The following is a 15256-nucleotide window of genomic DNA, read 5'->3' as shown; positions in this document are numbered from 1 at the left end:
ACAAGCCCGGGCATGACGACCTTTTGTGAATGCCTATATTGCTGCTACCGCCGCGGCAGGCTGCAACCGCTCGAGAGCTGGCGCGTCGATCCGGTCGAGCCGTCGTTGGACTGCGAGGGGAATTCCTCGAACGGCGTGTTCTGCTTGCCGGTGTTGAACTCGAAGATCTTGCGGAACACACCCGGCACCATGGCCGAGACCGGATTGACGCGCATCACGGGCGCGGCCGGCGTGCCCACGACCTCGTAGGTCACGCCGATCAGTCCCTCTTTATCGCCGCCACCCAGGAACAGCCCGAGCACCGGAATCTGTCCGAACATGTTGTTCAACCCATACATCGGCACGAAGGTGCCGCTCATGCAGACCTGGTTGCCGGGATAGTCGATCGAGCCCTCGATGGTGGCTCCGATCATCGGCCCCTTCACGACGCCGTCGCGGATCGTCAGCGCGCCGTTCTGGCGCGTGAACTCGGCGCGCAGCGCGCTGAAGGAGACGCCATTCCCGGTGCCGTTGGGCGCGCCGGCGGCGACGCGTTCGAGCTGCGCCTCGCCCTTCACCGTGAAGTCGCGGACGTTGATGAGGCCCTCGCGCGAGGTGTTCGGCTCCGATGTCGGCGGCTCCATCGCCACCACCATTTGGCCGCCGACCGCCTTGGTGTAGGTGTCGGTGAAACGCAGCAGCGCGCCGGCATCGTTGGTCTGGAGGTAGATCACCTCGCGGTTGCCCTGGGCGCGACCGCCGCGCAAATCGGCGGCTACCGGCGTATCGCGGCCGATCTTGCCGCTGAGCGTGAAAGCCTTGATGGCGCCGTTGCGTTTCGACATCTTGGCGTCGACGCTGCGCATCGCCTCGCCGTTGAAGCCCGCGACGGCACCAAGCTTCACGTCGATGTCGAAATCGACGCTCTTCATCTTGTTCTTGGCGTCGTCCTTGGAATTGCCCGAGATCGCCGACTTCAGGAAGCCGCGGCCGTCGAACACGTCGCCGCGCATGGTGCCCCTGACCACGCCGTCCTGGCCGCGCTCGGCCTTCAATGAGGTCTTGTCGCCGTCAGAGGGCGAATAGGTCGGGAAGTTCACGTTCACGAGGTCGCCGTTCGCGTCGACCTCGAGCGAGCCCTTGATCGAGGCGCCGCCGCCTTCGATGACGATGTCCTCCAGACGCGTCGATTGCGCCGTCGGCACGACCTTGAAGCTGGCCTTGCCCGACTTGCCCGGCAGCTTGACCCAGCCGGGCAGGATGTTGTCGAGCTTGACCGAGGTCAGATCGGCTTCGACGCCGAGCTTCGTCGTCTGGTCGGGCCCGCCGGCGATCTTGCCCGACAGCTTGATCGGCAGTGACCCGCTGACGGCGGGGCTGAGATCGAAGCCCAGGCGCGCGCGGCTCGCATCGTCCAGCGTCGCCTGCAGCCTGACATCCGCATCGCCCTCGGCCGGCTTGCGATAGTCGAGCGAGGCCGCCTGCCCGTTGATCTTGACGTCGCCCTTGACCTGATAGCCCTGGTTGCTCGCGACGATCTTGAGGTTGTTGGCCTCCAGCTTCTGGTTCATCACCAGCTTGTCGGCGGCAAAGCCGTTGAGATCGGCGGTCACGGCGTAGGTGGTGTCGGCCTTGGTCAGTTCGCCCTTGACCGGCAGGCCAAGCTGGATGTTCGCCGTGAACGTTCCCTTGCTGGTGTTGGGATCGACGACGGTCGACGACAGATCGCTCAGGCGATCATTGGAGAGCATTTCGGCCGCCGCGGGCACCGGACCGTCGACGCGAAACTTCGTTCGCGACGGCGACGGCTTGGGCGCCATGTCAGGCACCTCGAAGGTGAAATCGGAGATCGTGACCTTGCGGCCGGCGGGCGTGTCGGCGATGCCCTGCCCGATGTTCACCGTTGCGGTGCGGCCGGTCACGCGCGCCTTCAGATCGGCATCGTGCACGACAGGCATGCCATCCACGGGACGCACCGCGACGCCGCTCGCGACAATGTTGACCGACAGGCCGTCGTCGGGAATCGGCGGCCCCTTGCGCGGGAGATTCCTCGTCGGCGAATTGACGCCGATCTCGATGCGCTGGAGCGTTCCGCGCTCGATCCGCTCGATCACCCATTCGCGCAACTCGGGAACGACCAGCGTCGGCCACATCCGCTTCATCGCGGAGGCCGACATCGGCGTACCCGCAAAGCCCAGCGTCAGCCGCGGCTCGCCGGAATAGTCGATGGCGCCGGTGCCGGCGACGCCGATCTCGCCATTGCTGATATCGGCCTGGGTCAGCAAGAGGCGCTTGTGGTCGGTGTCGAAGCGGAAGCCGATCGCAATGCGGTTGAAGACGAGCGGTGGCTCGTTGTCGATGCCACCCAGCAGGATCGAACCGCCGCTGAAGCCGAGCTGCCAGTCGTTGATGGTGCCGTTGGGCGGCTCGACATGGGCCAGAAGCGTCAGGCGGTTCGCGCCCGACAGGATCTTGAACGGTGCGACCAGCACCCGCCGATTGGCGTCCCACTCGACGTTGATCTCGGCCTGGTCGATCGCCATCGGATAGTCGGGCGTGTCGGTGTCGATGATATTGCCCGCGCCGATCGCGATCTTGCCGCGGAAGAAGGTCGGCACGCCGTCGCGACCAAGCTCGCCCTTGAGCTCACCGGTCAGCGGCAGGTCGGCGGTATAGGTGAGATCCTTGACCCGCAGCGCCAGCAGGATGTTGGAGGTCGAGACCTTGTCGGCCTTGATGTCGACCGAGCGCACGCCGTTCTCGGCGGGGCCGATCGTTGCGCGCAGCGACCAGGGACGCGCGCCCTCTTCGCCGAGGCTGAGCGCAACGCCCCCGCGCGTCGGCCGGCGCAGGCTGAGACTGATGTTCTCAAACGTCCATTTGCTGCCGCGCTGCTGATCGTCGACGATCAGGTTGCCGTTCTTCAGGCCGATCTCGTTGAGGTTCTGGCCATCGAGGCCGGTCATGCTCAGACTGTCGAGCCAGTCGAGGCCCTGGAGGATTCCGCTCTGCGCGGTCGCCTGAGGCGCGCCTTGGGATGCGTCCGGGCTCGCAGGCACCGTGGCGAATGGCGGCGGGGACGCACCATTGCGCGGAAATGTCGGCGGCAGGCCCGCGTCCTTCTTGGAGGCCACGCCGGTGGCCAGCGGCTTTGCGGTGTCGCCGGCCGAGACCGTGACGGTCCCGTCCGGCGCGATACGGATCGCAAGCTCGGCATCGACGAGATTGAGGCTTTCCGCACGCAGGTGCCCCATCAGCAGACCCGCGCCCGACAGTTTCACCTCGGCCTTCGGCGCGCTGGCGACGATGGCATGATCGCGGTCGCGGACGATGATGTCACGGATGCGCACGGCGATCCGGATACGCCCGGCGCGCTCGATCTGGGTACCGCCGACCTCAACCGTATTGCCGTGACCGATATTGTCCTCGATCGCTGCCGCGAGCCACGGCGTTGCGATGTCGAGATTGATGGGACCGGCGCCGAGCCGCCACCACAGCGCACCGAAACAGCCGACGAAGATGACGACGATGGCACTGACGACGATGGCCAGGCGCTTCAGCCAGCGACCGCCGCCCAGCCAGCGGCGCAACAACCCAAACCCGTCTCCGAAGCGATGAAAGCCCGAATTGGAACGCGACAACAGCCGGCGCGCGCGATGGCCCGCGGCCGCCTCCTGATCCGGATCCCAATCGGCGTCGTCCCATTCTTGCGGCTGTTGCTGAACGCCGCGCCGATCGAAGTCCCGATTGTAATCCTGGGGCGACTTATTCCTTGCCATTGCCTCTCGATACAGGCGCCCATCGCTGGATTGAGCACCGCCGGGACCGCAGCCGTCAGCGGGGAGCGAACGCCCCTGTGCCGGCACTGCCGCCATACCTCGAATATTCCTGCTGTTCGTCATTTCGCCCCGGGAGCGCGTTCAACGAGCAGTGGGGGTGGTGCGTGGAATTCCTTGTAACCATACTCCGGCGTCGTCAGACTTGCCCAGCCGAGGGCGCGATTCCAAAACACCGGACGAGAGCTGCAATACCGCTTTGGTTGACCCGCCGAAAGCGACGAAAGGAAGGCGTATGTCCAAGAAATCCCAAAAGAAATCGCCCAAAACGCCCTCCGGCAGTCCGACGGCTAAAAAGAAGCCCCTGAAAACGCGGGCATCGACTCAAACAAAGTCCGCCAAAACACAGCGGACGCCGGCGAGCAAATCAACCGGGACCATAGCAAAGACAGCATCGCATAAGGCCCCATCGAAACGGTTAAATTCTTCCAAATCGGCCTCCGCCCCCGCGGCGGCGAAGGCCGCCTTGGCGGAAGGCCAGAAGGCCCCCGCCTTCCGCCTGCCCCGTGACGGCGGCGATGTGGTCACCCTGTCCGACTATGCCGGCCAGAAACTCGTCCTGTTTTTCTATCCCCGTGCCGACACGCCCGGCTGCACCAGGGAGGCGATCGACTTCACCCGGTTGGCCGATGCCTTCATGGCCGCCGGCACGGCCGTGCTCGGCATCTCCGCCGATCCGTTAAAGGCCCAGGAGAAATTCCGCGACAAGCACAAGCTCGGCGTCCCACTGATCTCGGATGAGAAGCACGAGATGCTGGAGGCCTATGGCGCCTGGGGCGAAAAATCCATGTACGGCAAGAGCTTCCTCGGAATTCTTCGCACCACGATACTGGTTGGGACCGACGGCAAGGTGAGCAGGATCTGGCGCAATGTCCGGGTCGATGGCCATGCCGACGCCGTGCTGGAAGCGGCAAGAAGCCTTTAACCAATTCTTTAAATTCGAACGGTTCCGTTTCCGGAAAATTAACCATGACCGGCCCAGATTGCTGCGGCAATTAGGCCGTACGGACTCATCCGACCGGCGCGGGAGTGCCGATGTCGCAAAGTTCTGCCCAATATTCGCAGTACCCCCAACATCATCCTCACGACCATGGTCGGTCCTTCCACCACCGTCCCGCCGCAGCAGCAGCGGCGGCAGTCGCTGCGATTCCCCTCCCCACCACCGACGACGCCTACACCATCGTCCATGCCGGCAAGCAGGTCCGCTTCGGGCCCGTGGTGTTCTGGATCGTGGTCGGCACGGTGGTGCTGCTCGGGCTGTGGTCGGCCGCGACCGCCACCTATTTTGCTTTCCGCGACGACGTCCTGACCCGGCTGATCGCGCGCCAGGCCGAGATGCAATACGCCTATGAGGATCGCATCGCCGAGCTGCGCGCCAAGGTCGACCGCACCACCAGCCGGCAGCTGCTCGACCAGGAGCAGTTCGATCAGAAGCTCGACCAGATCATGAAGCGCCAGACGGCGCTGGAGTCCCGGGCCACGGCGCTCGGGGCCATGCCCGACGTGACGGGCTCGATTCCCCGCTCGGTCCCGCAGCGTGGTGATGCGAACCAGACGACGACGCAGGGCACGCCAAAGCCCTCCCCGATCAGCGACACCGTGATCTTCGTGGCGCCGCCGGACCGCGAAGCGCGGCTTGAATCGCGCGCGCCGACCGTCGTGGCGCCACAGGCCAATCAATTCGCCAAGAACCAGGGCTTTGACAATGTCCTGGTCCGGCTCACGACCTCGCTCGACCAGGTCGAGCGTCGCCAGATCGCCGCGCTCAGCGCCGTCGAGGAAGGCATGGACTCGCGGATGCGCCGGATGCGCGGCGTGGTCAGCGATCTCGGCCTGAACCTCGCCAGCCTCGAAGCAGCCGTGCCGCGCACCGCGATGGGCGGGCCGTTCGTCCCGGTCAAGCTGACGGCCAATGCCGGGCCGTTCGAGAAGCAGCTCTATCGCATCAACACGACGCGCGCCGAGATGGACCGTCTCAATCGCACGCTGGCGCTGGTGCCCTATCGCAAGCCCGTCATCGGCGAGGTCGAGTTCACCTCCGGCTTCGGCGTGCGCAGCGATCCCTTCCTCGGCCGGCCCGCGATGCATACCGGCCTCGACTTCCGCGCCGCGACCGGCGATCCCGCACGCGTCACCGCCAACGGCAAGGTGGTCTCGGCCGGCTGGTCCGGTGGTTACGGCCGCATGGTCGAAGTCGATCACGGCAACGGGCTTTCGACCCGCTACGGCCATCTCTCGGAGATCAACGTCAAGGTCGGCGAGATCGTAAAACTCGGCCAGGTCATCGGCCTCGTCGGATCGACCGGCCGTTCCACCGGTCCGCATCTGCATTACGAAACCCGCATCGACGGCGAAGCGGTCGACCCGCAGAAGTTCTTGCGCGCCGGCGTGCGGCTCAGCGCCGGCTAGGCTTGCACTGCTCGCGTTCGGCGCACGCAGCGCTCAGCGCCGGCCGCCTCCGGGACCACCAAAACCGCCGCCACCCATTCCACCGCCGGGCCCCATCGGGCCACCGCCAGGCGGGCCAAAGCCGCCGGGACCAGACGGACCGCCCGGTCCTGATGGCGCCGAGCCCGGTGCCGAACCAGGACTCGATCCCGGCGCTGGCGCACCCGGCGCGCCCGGTTGGCCGCCGCCAGGGGTGGCGGTGCCGCGATTTGGATGCAGGATCGAGCCGCCCGGGGAGCGCCCGGGATTGCCCGCGCCGCCGGGCGCCTGGCCCGGCGATCCCGGGAATTGACCGACCGCCTGCGCCGAATCCACCTGGAGACCGCGCGCGCGATCGAACACGCCGTTGACCACCATGCGTGCTTCGCCGGCCGCGGGGCCGAAGCGCGAGCTGTCATGGGCGACGAGCCCGGAGCCGAGCTGGAGGTTCGATCCCATCCGCTGCACATAGGCCTCGATCGAGAGCCGGCTTGCACCGACGAGATCCGAGAAATCGTCGATCCGGGAGCGCGCGACCTGCATCGCTCCCTGACTGACGCTGCCCTCGATCTGGACGCGCTGGCCTACGAGCAGGGAATCGACGCCGTTCAGCCGCAGCCCGCCGACGCGCAGGCCGTCGGGCCCGCGCTCGACCAGACCCGTGACCCGCGCGGCCGCATCGCGTCGCGGCTCGACCAGGCTTGCGACGATGACACCGTCGGTCCGGCGCAGGCCGTAGACGGTCACTTGCGCCCCTGTCCGGAGCTTGCTCTCGTTGCCGCTCACGACGACCTTCTGGCCGAGCACCGTCAGCTCGTTGCCCTTCACCTGCTCGACCGGACCGGCCACCTCGCTCGCGATCGCGATATTGCGCGTAACGAGCGTGCCGTCGGCCTGACGGGTCGCAACCACGCGCGCGAGCTGGCCGATGCGCAACGCCTTGGGGCTCGCCGCTTCGCCGTCGATCCGGACCGGCACGTCGCTCGCATAGGTGACGCGCTCGCCGTTGACATAGATGCTGCCGAAACGCTGGATCACGCCGACGATGCCGGTGCCGCCGATGCCGTGATCATCACCGCGCGTGATTCCGGTGCCGCCGATGCCCTGGTCGGTGCCGCGCTTGACCTGCGCGCGGGCCATCGCCGTGCCGGCGAGCCAGAACCCCATCAACAGCAGACGGCGTGAAATCAGCGGCGGCCGGCTCATGAACCGCCCTCTTTGCCGGTTTCCTTGCCGCCTTCCTTGGTCTCGCTCTCCGCGTCGGCGTCCTCGCTGTAGATGTAGATGCCGAAATTCCAGCGGGCGTCGCCGCCCTTGTCCTTGGCGAGCGCGCGGTTGGCCTCGCGGTTGGCGGTCTTCAGCGCATCCATCGCGAGCTCCCGCGAGCGCGCCTCGAGGCGCTTCGCCAGCTTCGGCGAGATGTTGTTGTAGTGCACGGCGCGTTCGAGGAAGCGCGGCCCATCCGAGACGTTCTGCGCGGCAGCCGCGATGTGGTCGTGCAGATTACGGCCGAGATAATGCCATTTGCTGTCGTCCTCGCCTGATGGGACGAAGGCGGCCTCGACCAGCTCGATCTCGTCGGCCTCGTTGATGGTGACGAGCTTGCGGTCGATCCATTCGTCGAGCACCGCGCGCGGGCGCACGTCCTTGGTGACGGAGGCGACCAGCTGCTCGAACGAGGGCGCATCGCCCTCGGCGGTGCGCGGGAGCGGCAGCGGCTCGCCCTTCGCGTCGGTGAACTCAGGCGCGGCAAGCCAGCGCGCGATCACCGCGCTGGTCAGCGACACCGCCGCCGGGGCTTCGTGCACCGGCGCGCCCGCGCCACGCAGCCGCGCCACCTCCTTGCGATGAATGCCGGTGAGCAGGCTGACCCGGCTGTCGGTCTGCTCCTTTCCCTCCAGCGCGAAATCATGCTCGGCGACGTTGACGAAAAGCTCGCGAAGCAATTGCGCCAGCGCCGGAAAGGTCATGCCGCTGCGGATGCATAGCCGCACGAGCGGGCGCAGCAGCCGCGCCAGCGGCGCGTGCAGCTTCGCGGCGGCATTCGGCTGCGGAGCCGCTGCTTTGGACCCGGGCTTGGCATTCATGTCTGAATTGTAGCGATCAGCGGCGTGGGACACAATCCCACTTTTTTCCACTCGTCGATTGACGTGGTAAATTTTCCCACTTATACGAGACGCCACTGAGGGGCGCGACGTAAAGGGACACATCACCCATGGCTGACCGCTTGGTCCGCATTTCCAGCTCACCGCGTGCTGTGCCGGCTCCCGACTGGGGGCACGGCACGGTCGAACCGATGCTGCCGGCGCTGCTGCGCGGCGTGATCTTCATCTCGGTGCTGGCCGCACCGTTCGTCGCAGCGCTTCTCGCAGGCTGAGCGCCATCATGCATCACACCCAAGAAACTTCGCACGAAACCCCGCGCCGTCCGTCGGTGCTGCACATCTTCAAGATCTACTATCCCGACCTGTTCGGCGGCACGCTCACGGTGATCCGCGACATCTGCGCCAGCCTGAAGGACACCTTCATCCCCGCCGTGCTGGTCTGCTCGCAATCGGCCGAGCGGCGCGAGATCGTCGTCAACGACGTGCCGGTCGAGCGCGTCCGCTCGTTCGGCAATGTGCTGTCGCTGCCCGCCGCCCCCACCTACCCCTGGCGTCTGTGGCGCAAGATCGCCGAGCACGATCTGCTCGCGCTCCATGCCCCCTTCCCGCTTGCCGACCTCGTCTTCGCCTTCGGATTCGGCGCCAAGCGGCCGCTGGTGGTGCACTGGCATGCCGACATCGTCAGCCATGCCGGCCTGCGCTGGTTCATCGAACCCCTGATGCGGCGGACCTTGCAGCGCGCCAAGGCGATCATCGTCTCGGACCACGTGCTGGTCGAGAACACCCCGTTGCTGCGAGAGTTCGAGGACAAGTGCCACGTCGTGCCGTTCGGCATCGACACCTCGGGCTACGACTGGCCGAAGATCGAGCCGCACCACGTCAACGACCGCGGCCGGCTGGTGCTCGCCTGCGGCCGGCTCGTGCCCTACAAGGGTTTCGACGTACTGATCCGCGCCGCTGCCGCACACAATTTCGAGGTCTGGATCATCGGCGAGGGCGTCGAGCGACCGCGGCTCGAGCAGCTGATCCAGGAGCTCGGCCTCGGTGAGCGCGTCCGCCTGCTCGGCTCGGTCAACGATTGCGAACGCATCAAGCTGATGTGCCTGGCCGACGTCTTCGCGATGCCGTCGGTGACCAATGCCGAGACGTTCGGCCTCGTCCAGCTGGAGGCCATGGCCGCCGGCCGTCCGGTCGTCAACACCGCGCTCGACACCGCTGTGCCGCGCGTCGCCCGCCACGGCATTGAAGCGATTACCGTGCCGCCCGGCGACGCCGAAAAGCTCGGTGAGGCCATCGACACCCTGATCCGCGATCCCGAGCGCCGCCGCCGCATGGGACTTTCGGCCCGGACGCGCGCCCTCACCCGTTACGCGGCCACGGCCTTCAAGCAAGGCATGGAGACCGTCTATCGCGACGCCGTCACCGCGCCATGCGAGGAGCGCCCTGCGCGCGCCGAGCCCCCGCAGGCGACCAGCTGGCTGGACAGCGTCCGGATCGCGGCGGCGCTGGCCTGGTCAGACATGCGGCACCGCTACGTGCGCTCGCTGCTCGGCCCGTTCTGGATGTCGCTGCAGATGGCGATCGTGGTCGTCGTGCTGGGGTCGGTGATCGGCCAGATGTCCAACACCAACATGCTGGCGCGCCTGCCGATGCTGGCGCTGTCGATGACGGCCTGGACCTTCCTCAACGGTGTGGTGCTGGATGCGACCACGGCGCTCCAGAACTCCGCGAGCCTGATCCGCGACCGGGCGTTGCCGCCCGTCATTTTCCTCCTGCAATGCACGTTCCGTCAGGCACTGTTCGCACTTCACAACGCCTGTGTTCCGCTGGTGCTGTGGCTCGCCTTCTCACCGCACGACCTCTCTCACGCGTTGGCGGCGCTGCCCGGCCTGCTGCTGTTCGTGGCCTGCACCTTCGCCCTGAGCCTCGTTCTGGGCGCCATGGCGACGCGCTATCGCGACCTCAAGCCGATCATCGAATCCACGCTGATGCTCGCCTTTCTCGCCTCGCCCGTGATCTGGTCGTCGGAGATGATCAACCACCGCTCGACCGTGATGCGGCTCAATCCGCTGACGCATCTGTTCGCGGTGTGGCGCGAGCCGCTCGCGGGCGTCCATGTCGATCCCGTCAGCATCATCTACGTCCTCGTCGCGCTGGCGCTGCTGATCTTTGCGAGCGTGCTGACGCTGGTCCACCTGCGCAAAGCCGCATTCTGGATCTGACCCATGGTCTCCATCAGGCTGCACAACGTCTGTCTCGACTATCCGCTCTACGGCGCCTACGATTATTCGCTGAAGCGGCGGCTGCTCGGCCATCTCATTCGCGAGCCCGGCGAGACGCGGATCATCCGCGCCGTCGACAACGTCACGATCGAGGCCGAAGCCGGTGCCCGCATCGGGCTTGCCGGCCCCAATGGCTCCGGCAAGTCGACGCTGTTGCGGCTGATCGCCGGCGTCTATCCTCCGAGCAGCGGCGGCGTCGCCATCCAAGGCAACGTCGTGCCCCTGCTCGGCCTCAACGCCGGGGTCAACCTGGATTTCGTGGCGGAGGACAATATCGCGCTGCTGCTGCGGATCAGCGGCCGCAAGCCGACTCCCGCGGTGATCGACGAGATCTGGGCCTTCACCGAGCTCGAGCGGCGCATGCAGCGTCTGCCGCTCCGGATGTTTTCCTCGGGCATGCTGATGCGGGTGCTGTTTGCAACCGCCACCGCCTTTCCGGCCGACATCCTCCTGCTCGACGAATGGCTCAGCGTGGTCGACGAGCACTTCGCGGAGAAGGCCCAGGAACGGCTGCTGAACCTGGTGTCGCAGGCGGCGATCGTGATCATCGCCTCGCATGATCAGCCGCTGCTCCGCCGTACCTGCACCAGCATCATCAACCTCGATCACGGCCGCATCGCATCGACCGTCGCGGTCGAGCCGCCGGTCACACATTCTTTCGAGTTCCGCGAGAAACGCGCATGAAACAGAACATCCTCGTCGTCTCCGAGTCGCTCGGACAACCCAATCACAAGCGCGGCATCTTCCACTTCACCCGGGAATTGGTCCGTTCGCTCGCCTCGGAGGGCCACGAACTCACGCTGTTGGTGGAGACCTCGAAGCGCTATCGCAAGCTGTGCCGGCGCGAGCGACGCACAAAGCTGTTCGCGGCGCAATCGCGCAACATCGAGCTGCTTGCTCTTTATCGCTTCCTTGACGAAGTCAACGTGAGCGGGCCGGTGACGCTCAGCGGCGCGCCTCGCAAATTCAACTGGCTCCGTCACAGGGTCGGCATGTTGCTGTCGCGGGACAACGTCCTCTGCCTCCTGCGCGCGATCGGCGTGCGGGGCCTGAACGCGCGACTGATCGAGAATCGGCCCGCCGCGCTCGAATACATTCCGCCGGATCTGAGCCACCTCGAACTGTTCGGTGAGTTTCAGCTCGAGCCCGGATTCTTCAACTATCAGGACTCCTCGGCCTTCTTCCTGCTGCCGCCGCCGCGGATCGACGCGCGCGAGTACGACGTCATCGTCGTGGACACTCCGACGCGGGTGGCGATCACGCGCAAGCCTGGCGCCAAGGTGATCTGCGTCGTCCACGATTTGTTGCCGCTCACCGACCTCAAGCTCAGCGACATCGCCACGCGGCAGTTCCTGGCGCGAATCCGCACCAGCCTGCGTCAGGCCGACGAGCTCGCCTTCGTTTCAAACTATAGCATGATGCGGTTCAGGGAGCTGTTGCCGCAATTTGCGCACCTGCCGGCGCGGGTCGTGTATCCCCGCACCCGGTTCGACGCCCCGGATGTCCTGCACCTCCCAGCCCCGTCGGGGCGTCCGGGGCGGCCGAGCTTTGTCGTCATTGTCTCGAACGAACCGCGTAAGAACGTCGCCACCGTCATTCGCGCCTTCCGTAACGTTCCCCAGGCCGATCTCGTCGTGATCGGCTATGCCGGCGAGATCAGCCGCATGCGCAATCTTCCGCAAAACGTCCGTTTCGCCGGCTATGTCGACGAACACGAGAAGGCGACCCTGATCGCGGAAGCGCACGGCCTGATCATGCCTAGCCTTGCGGAAGGCTTCGGCGTGCCGATCATCGAGGCGCTGGCCGCGAACACGCCGGTGCTGTGCTCCGACATCGCCGTATTCCGCGAGGTCGCGGGCGAGCTGGCCGACTATTTCGACCCGTACTCGACCGATTCGATCGCGGCCTCCGTCACCCGCGTCCTGACACGGCAGGAAGAAGCCCGGGGCAGAATCCGCGCGCGGCGCCATGAACTCGTCGAACGTTTCGGCTATGAGACTCAGGCCCGCGATTTCCTCGGGTATCATATGCCCGCGGAAAGCCTCGTCGCCGCACAACTCGCATCGTACGGATGACCACCGAATCCACGACATGGTCAGATCCTGCCGGTCCCCAGGTCCGACGCAGCCGATGGCAGGCGTTGGGTCGTTCGGCCGCACTGGTCCGGGCGGCAGATGTGCTCGTTATCCTGATCGCGGCGTCGCTGCCCTGGTCGACCTCGGCGCCTTCGATCCTCGTCGGGCTCTGGCTGCTCGCGGTGACGCCGACCATCGACTGGCGCGATTATGCGCGCCAGCTTGCGCGGCCCGCCTTTGCGCTCCCCTTCGCAGTCCTGCTGCTCGCGCTTCTCGGCACGCTATGGTCGGACGGTGCCTGGCCGGACCGCCTGCACGCGATCAAGCCGGTCGCAAAGCTCGTGCTGATTCCGCCGCTGCTCTACCATTTCAGCCGATCGGAGCGCGGCCTCCAGGTCTGTCTCGCCTTTCTGGCCTCCTGCGCGCTTCTTGCAGTCTTCTCCTGGATCGTGCTGCTCGATCCCGCCTGGAAGATCGCCAACACGGCGTCGGCGGGCGTGCCCGTCAAGAACTACATCGACCAGAGCCAGGAATTCACCCTCTGCGCATTTGCGCTGGCCCTGCCCGCGCTGACCTTCTGGCGCAGCGGACGCATCGTCGCGACAGCCGCTTGCCTCGCATTGATCGGGCTGTTCGTGACCAACATGGTGTTCGTCGCCTCGGCCCGCACCGCGCTGCTGTGCATCGCGGTGCTGCTGGGCCTGTTTGCCTGGAAACATTTGAGCGGACGGGCAGCGCTCGTCCTGCTCGCCGGCGCGGTTGCAGCGAGCGCGCTGGCCTGGAGCACCTCGCCCTATCTGCGCCACCGCATCACCGACATCGCCGCCGAATACCACCATGGCCACGAGAACATCAACTTCGCCTCGACCGCGCAGCGGCTGACCTATTGGCGCAAGTCGCTTCACGCCTTTGCCGAGGCCCCCCTGATCGGCCACGGCACCGGATCGATCAAGCGCCAGTTCGAGCGCGCCGCCACCGGTGAGAGCGACCTCGATGCGGAGGTCGTCAGCAATCCGCACAACCAGACCCTCTACGTCGCGGTGCAGTGGGGCCTCCTGGGCGTCGTCCTGCTCTACGCTTTATGGATCGCCCATCTCCGCCTGTTCACCGGCGAAGGCCTTGCGGCCTGGATCGGGCTCGCGGCCGTCGTCCAGAACATGACGAGCTCGCTGTTGAACTCGCACTTGTTCGATTTCCACGCTGGCTGGATATATGTGCTCGGCGTCGGCGTCGCCGGCGGCATGGCGCTGAAGGCGAAAGCTGGCCAGTCCTGACTACTGGCTGCGCTCGTGGCCGACCTCTCCGGTGATGACCTCGCCAAACAGCTCCCAGGCCTGGCCGTTGAAGCGCATCAGTTGCATCTGCTCGATCGGGAAATAGTCGTCCGGCGAGGTGTTGACCATGATGCCGGGCAGCAACAGGTCGGTGTGAAAATCCTTCAGATTCGCGGCCTGCTTCATGACGTTGTCGCGGGTGAGATTGTCACCGCACTGCTTCAACACTTGCGCCATCGCTTCGGCCTGCACATAGCCATAGATGTTGTTGGAATTGGCCTTGTCGCCGTCGGGGTAATATTTATCCATGAACTCGCGCCATTTGATCACCGCAGGATCCTTGTCCCAGGTCGGATCGGTCGGGTCTTTCAAATAGACGGTCGAGATGATGTCCCTGGAATAGTCGAGCCCGGCGGGCTTGAGGACCGAGGCGACCGAGGTCGCGGTGTTGGCCAGGAAGAATTTTGGCTTCCAGCCGAGCTCGCCGACCTTCCGGATCGCCTGCGCCGAGCCTTTCGGCGCGGCCCATGAGAAGAAGATGTCCGCGCCGGAATCATGCAGGGCGACGATCTGCGAGTCGATCGAGGGATCGCTGACCTCGTAGGATTTGTCGGCGATGATCATGCCGGCCTTGTCGCCGAGCCCGTCCTTCAGGCCCTTGAACTGGTCCTTGCCGGCGTCGTCGTTCTGCCAGAACACCGCGATCTTGCCGTTCGGAAAGTTGTCGCGGATGTACTTTGCGTAGATCCTCCCCTCGCTCTGGTAGTTGGGCTGGAAGCCCATGGTCCACGGGAAATTCTTGGGGTCGCCGAACTTGGTGCCGCCGGAGGCGACGAAGAGCTGCGGCACCTTCTTGGCGTTCATGTATTTCATGATCGCGGAGTTCGAGGGCGTGCCGAGCGACTGGAAGATCAAGAGGACCTCGTCGCTCTCGACCAGCTTGCGCGCCTGCTCGATCGCCTTCGGCGGCGAATAGGCATCGTCATAGCTGATGAAATTGATCTTGCGCCCGTTGATCCCACCCTGATCGTTGATCATCTTGAAGAAGGCGCCCTCGGTCTTGCCGATCACACCGTAAGACGAAGCAGGCCCGCTATAGGGCATGATGTTGCCGATCTTGATGTCGGTGTCGCTGGCACCGGGATCGTATTTCTTCTGCGCCGGGGCCGGTGTCGTGACGAGCACTCCGGCAACAAGCATGGCGAGGGCAGCAAGGTTTTCGCGGCGACCCGGCATCGTTCTCTCCCCTGTTTGTAGTCTTGTTTTGCGGGGAGTGTCG

11 protein-coding genes are annotated in these 15256 nt (G+C 65.6%); 7 read left to right on the top strand and 4 right to left on the bottom strand.

What is annotated here, in order from left to right; all coding sequences use genetic code 11:
* Positions 1-44 precede the first annotated feature (44 nt).
* The gene (locus RAD15_RS04100; RefSeq protein ID WP_458174592.1) at positions 45-3854 is read right to left on the bottom strand and encodes a YhdP family protein; all 3810 of its coding nucleotides are present in this window, start codon (positions 3852-3854) and stop codon (positions 45-47) included.
* Positions 3855-4050: 196 nt separating this feature from the next.
* Here RAD15_RS04100 and RAD15_RS04095 point away from each other — a divergent pair, with 196 nt between their 5' ends.
* Positions 4051-4740, top strand: coding sequence for a peroxiredoxin (locus RAD15_RS04095; protein WP_458174590.1), 690 nt, complete (start codon positions 4051-4053; stop codon positions 4738-4740).
* Positions 4741-4850: 110 nt separating this feature from the next.
* Positions 4851-6224: a peptidoglycan DD-metalloendopeptidase family protein gene (locus RAD15_RS04090; RefSeq protein WP_458174588.1), complete on the top strand. Its 1374-nt coding sequence runs from the start codon at positions 4851-4853 to the stop codon at positions 6222-6224.
* Between the two features lie 33 nt (positions 6225-6257).
* Here RAD15_RS04090 and RAD15_RS04085 read toward each other — a convergent pair whose 3' ends face one another.
* Both RAD15_RS04085 and RAD15_RS04080 read right to left on the bottom strand, forming a co-directional pair.
* Positions 6258-7448: a DUF5666 domain-containing protein gene (locus RAD15_RS04085; protein ID WP_458174586.1), complete on the bottom strand. Its 1191-nt coding sequence runs from the start codon at positions 7446-7448 to the stop codon at positions 6258-6260.
* Positions 7445-8329, bottom strand: coding sequence for a DUF6502 family protein (locus RAD15_RS04080; RefSeq protein WP_458174585.1), 885 nt, complete (start codon positions 8327-8329; stop codon positions 7445-7447). The genes RAD15_RS04085 and RAD15_RS04080 overlap by 4 nt, the downstream gene beginning before the upstream one ends.
* A 128-nt stretch (positions 8330-8457) precedes the next feature.
* On the opposite strand from RAD15_RS04080, the gene RAD15_RS04075 reads away from it, so the two are divergent.
* Genes RAD15_RS04075 through RAD15_RS04055 form a run of 5 tightly spaced genes read left to right on the top strand, consistent with a single transcriptional unit; the run spans position 8458 to position 13977 of the window.
* Positions 8458-8619, top strand: coding sequence for a hypothetical protein (locus RAD15_RS04075; protein WP_458174584.1), 162 nt, complete (start codon positions 8458-8460; stop codon positions 8617-8619).
* 8 nt (positions 8620-8627) lie between these two features.
* Positions 8628-10568 (top strand): glycosyltransferase, encoded by a 1941-nt coding sequence (locus tag RAD15_RS04070; RefSeq protein ID WP_458174582.1) that lies wholly within the window; start codon positions 8628-8630, stop codon positions 10566-10568.
* Between the two features lie 3 nt (positions 10569-10571).
* Entirely contained in the window at positions 10572-11312 is a 741-nt protein-coding gene (locus RAD15_RS04065; RefSeq protein WP_458174580.1) for an ABC transporter ATP-binding protein, read from the top strand.
* A complete protein-coding gene (locus RAD15_RS04060) occupies positions 11309-12703 on the top strand; it encodes a glycosyltransferase family 4 protein (protein ID WP_458174578.1) in 1395 nt (464 codons plus the stop codon). Before RAD15_RS04065 ends, RAD15_RS04060 begins: the two co-directional genes overlap by 4 nt.
* Positions 12700-13977, top strand: a complete 1278-nt coding sequence (locus RAD15_RS04055) for an O-antigen ligase family protein (protein ID WP_458174576.1) — start codon at positions 12700-12702, stop codon at positions 13975-13977. Before RAD15_RS04060 ends, RAD15_RS04055 begins: the two co-directional genes overlap by 4 nt.
* Here RAD15_RS04055 and RAD15_RS04050 read toward each other — a convergent pair whose 3' ends face one another.
* Positions 13978-15213: an ABC transporter substrate-binding protein gene (locus tag RAD15_RS04050; RefSeq protein ID WP_458174574.1), complete on the bottom strand. Its 1236-nt coding sequence runs from the start codon at positions 15211-15213 to the stop codon at positions 13978-13980.
* Between the last annotated feature and the right edge of the window lie 43 nt (positions 15214-15256).

The organism is Bradyrhizobium sp. 14AA (assembly GCF_054185205.1).
This window is presented reverse-complemented; position numbering and strand designations above follow the sequence as displayed.

Coding starts and splice junctions, on each gene's coding strand:
- RAD15_RS04060 (WP_458174578.1), top strand. CDS start 11,309: ATGAAACAGAACATCCTCGTCGTCTCCGAGTCGCTCGGACAACCCAAT.
- RAD15_RS04055 (WP_458174576.1), top strand. CDS start 12,700: ATGACCACCGAATCCACGACATGGTCAGATCCTGCCGGTCCCCAGGTC.
- RAD15_RS04065 (WP_458174580.1), top strand. CDS start 10,572: ATGGTCTCCATCAGGCTGCACAACGTCTGTCTCGACTATCCGCTCTAC.
- RAD15_RS04050 (WP_458174574.1), bottom strand. CDS start 15,213: ATGCCGGGTCGCCGCGAAAACCTTGCTGCCCTCGCCATGCTTGTTGCC.
- RAD15_RS04070 (WP_458174582.1), top strand. CDS start 8,628: ATGCATCACACCCAAGAAACTTCGCACGAAACCCCGCGCCGTCCGTCG.
- RAD15_RS04095 (WP_458174590.1), top strand. CDS start 4,051: ATGTCCAAGAAATCCCAAAAGAAATCGCCCAAAACGCCCTCCGGCAGT.
- RAD15_RS04080 (WP_458174585.1), bottom strand. CDS start 8,329: ATGAATGCCAAGCCCGGGTCCAAAGCAGCGGCTCCGCAGCCGAATGCC.
- RAD15_RS04085 (WP_458174586.1), bottom strand. CDS start 7,448: ATGAGCCGGCCGCCGCTGATTTCACGCCGTCTGCTGTTGATGGGGTTC.
- RAD15_RS04090 (WP_458174588.1), top strand. CDS start 4,851: ATGTCGCAAAGTTCTGCCCAATATTCGCAGTACCCCCAACATCATCCT.
- RAD15_RS04075 (WP_458174584.1), top strand. CDS start 8,458: ATGGCTGACCGCTTGGTCCGCATTTCCAGCTCACCGCGTGCTGTGCCG.
- RAD15_RS04100 (WP_458174592.1), bottom strand. CDS start 3,854: ATGGCGGCAGTGCCGGCACAGGGGCGTTCGCTCCCCGCTGACGGCTGC.